At 70.7% G+C, this 6,605-nt stretch carries 5 protein-coding genes; 2 read left to right on the top strand and 3 right to left on the bottom strand.

Features of this window, described 5'->3' with window-relative positions; translation table 11 throughout:
* Nucleotides 1–88 precede the first annotated feature (88 nt).
* On the bottom strand, nucleotides 89–940 hold the full coding sequence (locus AB0J09_RS52240; protein WP_360709336.1) for an MMPL family transporter: 852 nt from the start codon (nucleotides 938–940) through the stop codon (nucleotides 89–91).
* A 160-nt stretch (nucleotides 941–1,100) separates the two neighbouring features.
* Here AB0J09_RS52240 and AB0J09_RS52235 point away from each other — a divergent pair, with 160 nt between their 5' ends.
* Nucleotides 1,101–2,309: a histidine kinase gene (locus AB0J09_RS52235; protein ID WP_360709333.1), complete on the top strand. Its 1,209-nt coding sequence runs from the start codon at nucleotides 1,101–1,103 to the stop codon at nucleotides 2,307–2,309.
* The gene (locus AB0J09_RS52230) at nucleotides 2,306–2,953 is read left to right on the top strand and encodes a response regulator transcription factor (RefSeq protein ID WP_360709330.1); all 648 of its coding nucleotides are present in this window, start codon (nucleotides 2,306–2,308) and stop codon (nucleotides 2,951–2,953) included. The genes AB0J09_RS52235 and AB0J09_RS52230 overlap by 4 nt, the downstream gene beginning before the upstream one ends.
* Here AB0J09_RS52230 and AB0J09_RS52225 read toward each other — a convergent pair.
* Complete coding sequence (locus AB0J09_RS52225) at nucleotides 2,939–3,757, bottom strand: glycerophosphodiester phosphodiesterase family protein (RefSeq protein ID WP_360709328.1); 819 nt, start codon at nucleotides 3,755–3,757, stop codon at nucleotides 2,939–2,941. The two genes, AB0J09_RS52230 and AB0J09_RS52225, sit on opposite strands and share 15 nt — an antisense overlap.
* Before the next feature lie 172 nt (nucleotides 3,758–3,929).
* Nucleotides 3,930–6,605: MFS transporter (locus AB0J09_RS52220; protein ID WP_360709325.1), on the bottom strand; the 2,676-nt coding region annotated here is incomplete at its 5' end.

Here is a 6,605-nt window from a genome sequence, read left to right as displayed (position 1 = left end):
TCCAACGCGGCCAACGTGGCCTCGTACGCCTGGCGGCCACGCATCTGCCACGTGCCGAACCCCAGAAGCGGCATCTCCACATCGCCGCTCAGCTTGTCAGCCCGGAGAAGACCACCGCCCGCCCGGCGGTGGCCATCGTGCGGGCCACCGCGTCCTCGACGCCCTTCCCCGTGCCCAGCTCCTCGCGGAAGCGGGTGACCAGGAGCAGGGCGTAGTCGATGGCCAGGCCGAGGCCCAGGACGGTGACGATCTGGAAGGCGTACGTGGAGACGTCCACCAGCGAGGTGAGCAGGCGCAGGACCGTCAGCGACCCGAACATGGTGAGCAACCCGATCGCCAGTGGCAGCCCCGCCGCGACCGCGCTCCTGAACATCAGCACCAGCAGGATCACGAGGATCGGCAGCGAGATGATCTCCGCGCGGACGACGTCGCCGAGGCTCAGCCGGTTGATCTCCACCGGGAAGACCAGGGGGCCGCCGCGGGTCGCCGTCAGCCCGGGGGCCTCCAGGCTGTCCTTGATCGCGTTGTAGCTCGCCACGCGGTCCTCACCCGCCATCGTGAGCGTCACGTAGGTCGCGTGGCGGTCCTTGGAGACGTACCGCGGGGAGTTCGTCGACCAGTACGTGTGGGCGGCGCCGACCTGACCGACCGGCAGCCGGCCCACGACTGTCCCGACGGCGCTCGCGAACGCGGGGTCGTCGACCGTACGCGTCCTGCTCTCGTACACGACGATCACGTCCACGCCGTCGTGGGCGAACGTGCTCTCCAGCAGCTGGTCGGCGCGGTTGCTCTCGCTGCGCGGGTCGACGAAACCGGCGCCGCCCGTGAACAGGCCCATCGCCGTGCTGCCGAACAGCCCGCCGACGATCATGACGGCCAGCGCCGCCGCCACGATCCACCACCTCCGGCGGACGGCGAACCGGCCTATCGCTGCGAACATCTCGAATCCTTTCCGAAGCGGGCTCAGACCCAGGCCCACTGTGGTCGCCGGGCCGGCACGGGCGCTTCCGCCCCTCGTCTCGGGCCTGCGGCCACTTGGCGGAGCAGGCCCGGCCACTTGGCGGAGCCGCCGCCGACCACCGCCCGCCTAGCATCGGGACGTGCTCAACGGCTGGACGGAACGCGTCTTCGACGACCAGGTGGCCGCCGCGCGCCTGGTGGCGCTGTCAGTGCTGGCCCTCGGTGATCTGAGCCTGCTGCACCGTCCCCAAGGGGTGGCCGACTGGGCGCTGGCGCTCGCGGGGCTGGCCGCGTGCCTGGCGGGCGTCCGCGCGCCGACGGCCGCCACCGCCACGGTGTCCTGGCTGCTCGTCGTGGGCGACGCGATCGGCACCCACGTGGGCATACCGATCAAGGCCATGGTGGCGGTGGCGCTGTTCGAGCTGGCGCTGCGGGGGCGCGGGCGGCGGATCGCCGTCGGGGCCGGGGTGGCGGCGTTCTTCCTGACGCTGCACGCCATGTCGGCGCCGTCGGCCGAGGTGCTGCCGACCCTCTACCGGCTGGCCATCCTGGCGGGGGTGCCGCTGCTGTTCGGGGCGTACGTGCGGCTCATGCGCGAGAACGCCCGCCAGGCCAGGGAGCGCGCCGACGCCGAGGAGCGGCGCCGCCGGTCGGAGACGCTGGCCGCACGGGCCGCGGAGCGCACCGCCATCGCCCGCGAACTGCACGACCTGGTGGCGCATCACGTGTCATCCATGGTGCTCAGGGTCGGGGTCGCCCGGCACGTGCTGCCTGCCGCCGATCCCCGGGTGGCGCAGGTGCTCGACGACCTGCACGCCTCGGGCAGCACGGCCCTGGTGGACCTGCGCCGGCTGGTGGCGGTGCTGCGCGATCCCGCGCAGGTGGCCGGCGGGCCGCTCTTCTCCCTGGTCGATCGGGCGGACCTGCCGAGGGCGCTGGAGGAGGCCGCGGCACGGGTCCGGCAGACGGGGCTCACGGTGCTGACGGAGATCGACCAGGCGGTGGCCGGGCTCGACTCCGTACGCGGGCTGACGGTGCTGCGGCTGGCGCAGGAAGGGCTGGCGAACGAGGCCAAGCACGCGGGAGAGGAAGCAGAGGTACGGATGCGGGTGCGGGTGGCGCAGGGAACGGTCCTGCTGGAGATCGTGGACGACGGAGGCTCCGCGCATCGGGCCGGGCATGGGCAGGGGCAGGGGCATGGGTTGATCGGGATGGCCGAGCGGGTGGAGCTGCTCGGCGGCCGGTTGGAGGCAGGGCCGGCGGGGCACGGCTGGCGGCTGTACGCGGAGCTGCCCGCGCCGGACGTGCCCGCGGCCGACGAGCCGGCGGCTCGGGTGGTGTCCGCGTGATCAGGGTGCTGCTCGCCGACGACCAGAAGCTGGTCCGCGTCGGCCTGCGCATGCTCTGCGAGTCGGACCCCGAGATCGAGGTGGTCGGCGAAGCCGGGGACGGGCGCGAGGCGGTGCAGCTGGCCGGCGAGTCGCAGCCCGACGTGATCCTCATGGACCTGCGGATGCCCGGCGTGGACGGCATCACGGCGACCGAGCGCATCATGGCGGCCCGCCCGTCCAGCCGGGTCGTCGTGCTGACCACGTTCGACGACGACGACCACCTCTACCCGGCGCTGGCCGCGGGCGCGTTCGGGTTCCTGGTGAAGGACTCGCCGCCGGGCGATCTGCTCGCCGCACTGCGCAGGGCGGTGGCCGGCGAGGCGCCGTTCAGCCAGGCCGTGCTGGGACGGCTGGTCGACCAGGCCGTACGCGCGCGCGTGCCGAGGCCTGCGGCGACGCCGAAGGTCCCCGAGCTGAGCCCGCGCGAGCGGGATGTGCTGGCCATGGTGGGCGCCGGGCTGTCGAACCGGGAGATCTCCGAGCGCCTGCACCTGGGGGTCTCGACGGTCAAGACGTACGTGACGAGCCTGATGCGCAAGACCGGCACGCCGAACCGGATCCGGCTGGCCGTGCTGGCCGCGCAGTCGTCAGGCGCTCAGTAGGTCGTGCAGTACGTCGGGTCTGTTGGTGATGATCCCGTCTACCTTGTAGGCCAGCATCCGGCGCATGATGTCCGGGTCGTCCACCGTCCAGGCGAGTACCTTCATGCCGAGGGCGTGCACGCGCCGTACGTACGAGGAGGTCAGCGTGGTGTACGGCGGGTTGATCTGGTCGGCGAACTTGGCCAGCCCCGGCAGCTCGGCCGTGGACGGCGTGCCGAGCAGCCCGATCGGGACGTCGGGCAGCAACCGGTGGAAGGTCCGCATCGACGCCCAGCTGAAGGACTGCACCACCAGCCGCCCGGGCGCGAGCCAGCCTGAATGGCGGCGCAACTCGGCGGCGACGCGGGCCTCGATGCCCGGATAGAGCGCCGGCTCCTTGATCTCCAGCAGGAGCCCCATGCCCGACCCGCTCATCTCGCTCAACGTCTCGCCGAGCGTCGGCACCTTCTCGTCCTTGTACTCGCCGGAGAGCCACGAGCCCGCGTCGAGCTTGCGGATCTGGGCGAGCGTGAGGTCGCCGACCTTCCACGGGGACAGGTCGGGGAAGACCCGTTCGGCGTCGGTGGTGCGGGTCAGGGTCGCGTCGTGCATCAGGACAAGCTGGTGGTCCTTGGTCTCCTGGACGTCGAGCTCGAACATGTCGGCCCGCTGCTTGCCCGCCAGCTCGAAGGCGGCGATGGTGTTCTCGGGGGCGTACGCGGAGGCGCCGCGGTGGGCGACGCCGGTGACGGCGATGGCCGCGTGGGCGGGGGTGGTCAGGACGGTGGTCGAGATCGCGAGGATGACGGCGAGTCGCCTGAGCATGGATCTCCTCGGAGTGTGGAGAGATATACGACTCGACGATGACGAGACCTCGTGACTGCGAGTTGAGGGAAGAGTAACGGAGCGGTGCCCGAGCGATGAGCATTCGACACGCGGGGCACAAAAAGCCGTGGAGGCGAGCCGATTCGGCTCGCCTCCACGGATTGGACAGGGATCAGGCGACGAGCTGCTTGTCGGCCTCCCGCTGGATCAGGTCCTTGTCGGTGATGACCACCGCGTCGGGGATCGCGTCGGGCAAGTCGTCCTCCAGATACCGGACCGGCCGGTAGCGGAAGGCCGCCAGGCCTATCAGCACGGTCACCGCGCCCGCGACGAGGGCGAGCAGGGCGATCCCCCTGCCCTGCGCGGAGCCGGCGATGGGGTTGAAGACGTGCTCGACCAGCGGTCCGGCCAGCAGGAACCCGGCCGGGACCATGGCCCAGCTGAGCATCAGGTTGGTGGCGATGACCCGGCCCTGCAGGTCGAGCCCGACCTTCTGCTGCACGATGGAGAACCAGTGTGCGTTCAGGAGCGCGGTGAGCAGCCCGATGAGGAAGAGCCCGATCGCGGGCAGCGCCGGGTGGGGCGCGATCCCGATGATGGCGAAGGCGACGCCCAGCGCCATGAAGCAGCCGAGGATGCCGTGGGTGCGGCGTGCCAGGCCGCCGGTCACCGTCATGATCGCGCTGCCCACCAGGAGTCCGATGCCGGTCATCGAGAGCGCCACGCCCAGGCCGCGGGTGTCGGTGAGGCTGAGCAGCAGCGGCGTGGACAGGACCTCGACCATGGCGAAGGGGAGGTTCAGGAACGACGTGAACAGGATGATCGCCAGCAGCCCGTGCCTGCGGGAGATGTAGCGCCAGCCGCCTGTCACCTCCTGCCAGAACGACTCCTCCCGCTTCTTGAAGAGCGTGTCCGGGAAGCGGACCGCCAAGGTGACGATGGCCGCGAAAGCGAAGGTGGACAGGTCGATCACGATGATGCCGTGCAGCCCGACGGCGGCCATGAACGCGCCGCCCAGCAGCGGCGCCAGTACGGTCCCCGCCGCCTCCCCCAGCTGGGCCAGGCCGTTGGCTCTGCCGTAGTAGCGTTTGGGCACCAGCTGGGCCACGGCCGCGATGTAGGCGGGCTGGTGGAAGGCGGTGGAAACCGCGCCGATGGCGACGATGACGTAGATGTGCCAGAGCTGGAGCCCGCCCGTCCAGAGCAGGGCGGCCAGCGAGGCGGAGGCGCAACCTGCCGCCGAGTCGGCGGTGATCATGATGACTCTGCGGTTCCAGCGATCCGCCACCGCTCCGGCGATCGGCGCCAGTACGACGGCGGGCAGCAGCGCCATGACCGAGACGATGGCGAACATCGAGATCGACTGTGTCTGCTGGTAGACCCACAGGCCCAGGCCGAACGTGGTCAGTCCGGTGCCGATCAGCGACACCAGCTGGCCGAAGGCCACCAGGAAGAACGTCTTCAGGCTGGCCTGCTGGTAGCTGGGCGGCGGCGCAGCCGGGGACCGGTCACCACCACCGAGGATCTGGGCCAGCTCGGGCGCCTGGTGCTTCTGGAAGTAGTGCCCGGCCTTGGGGATGACCTCCAGCGACACCGTGTCGGAGAAGGTCTCCCACTCGCGGAAGCGCTCCTCGTACAGCTCAGTGGCACGGTCGTTCTCGCCGACCACGCATACCAGCGGTGCCGACAACTTCTTGACGGGCGCCTGGTAGAGGTCGGTGTAGTAGTCCTCGCCCTCCTGGGTGTCGTGGAGGAAGACGCCCATGAGAAAGTCGCGCTCGCGACGGTCCAGCGCTTCGGTGAAGAAGCCCATGGCCCGCAGGAACTCGAGCGCTTGCCGCTTGGAGGTCCACCGCTCCATCGGGAAGATCTTGCGGATCCAGGCGAAGGCCTTGCCCGGCAGGCGGGGCGCGGGAAAGTGCCCGCCGATGACCACCTTCACCAGGTCGACGCCTTCCTCCTCCAGCCTGCGCGCCAGCTGGACGGTGAGCGCGCCGCCCATGCAGTGGCCGTAGAGCGCGAGGGGCCCGTCGACCTTCTCCTTGATCTCCTTGACGCAGCCCTCGACGAGCTCATGGAAGGGCAGCACGGGCTCGCCCGGGTTGCCGGTGTCGTGGCCCGGCGGCTCCAGCGCGAGCATGGAGATGTGCTCGGGCACGGCCGCAGCCAACGGCTGGTAGGTGATCGCGCCGCCGCCCGCGAACGGCACGCAGACCAGGGTCAGCGAGGCCGCTGACCGCGGAGGGGTCAGCTCATGCAATAGGCCGATATTTCGGGATGAGCCGTCGAGTGTGGCGAATGCTCGGATCGTGGGGTTCTTGAAGAGGTCCAGCACGGTTGCCTGGATCCCCGAGTCCCGTACCGCGCGCACGGCCTTGAAGGAGTCGCCGCCCAGCGCGAAGAAGTCGTCGTCGATGCCGATCCCCTTCACGCCCAGGATCGCCGACCAGAGGTCGACCAGCTTGGCCTCGGCCGGTGTCCGCGGCGCCGTGCCCTCAGCGTGCACCTGACTCACCGGCTCGGGCAGCGCCTTGCGGTCCACCTTGCCGTTGGGGGTGAGTGGCAGCTTGTCCAGCAGCACGAACGCCGAGGGGATCATGTAGTCGGGCAGCTTGCGCCGCAGGTACTCGCGCCAGTCGTGCTCGCTGGGGGCGCTCAGGTAGGCCGCGATGCTCTTGTCCTCGTCCGAGCCGCGCACCACCACGGCCGCCTCGCGGACCGCGGGATGCGCCATCAGGAGCGACTCGATCTCGCCCAGTTCGATCCGGTAGCCGCGGACCTTCACCTGCCCGTCGGCCCGGCCGAGGAACTCGATCGAGCCGTCGGCCCGGCGCCGGGCCAGGTCACC

The organism is Nonomuraea sp. NPDC049784 (assembly GCF_040659615.1).
Taxonomy (GTDB): domain Bacteria; phylum Actinomycetota; class Actinomycetes; order Streptosporangiales; family Streptosporangiaceae; genus Nonomuraea.
Note: the sequence above shows the minus strand (reverse complement) of the source record. Positions and strands in the feature narration are given on the sequence as shown.

Bases quoted from the DNA above. Each gene is read 5' to 3' on its own strand.
- AB0J09_RS52240 (WP_360709336.1), bottom strand. From the start codon at position 940: ATGTTCGCAGCGATAGGCCGGTTCGCCGTCCGCCGGAGGTGGTGGATC.
- AB0J09_RS52225 (WP_360709328.1), bottom strand. From the start codon at position 3,757: ATGCTCAGGCGACTCGCCGTCATCCTCGCGATCTCGACCACCGTCCTG.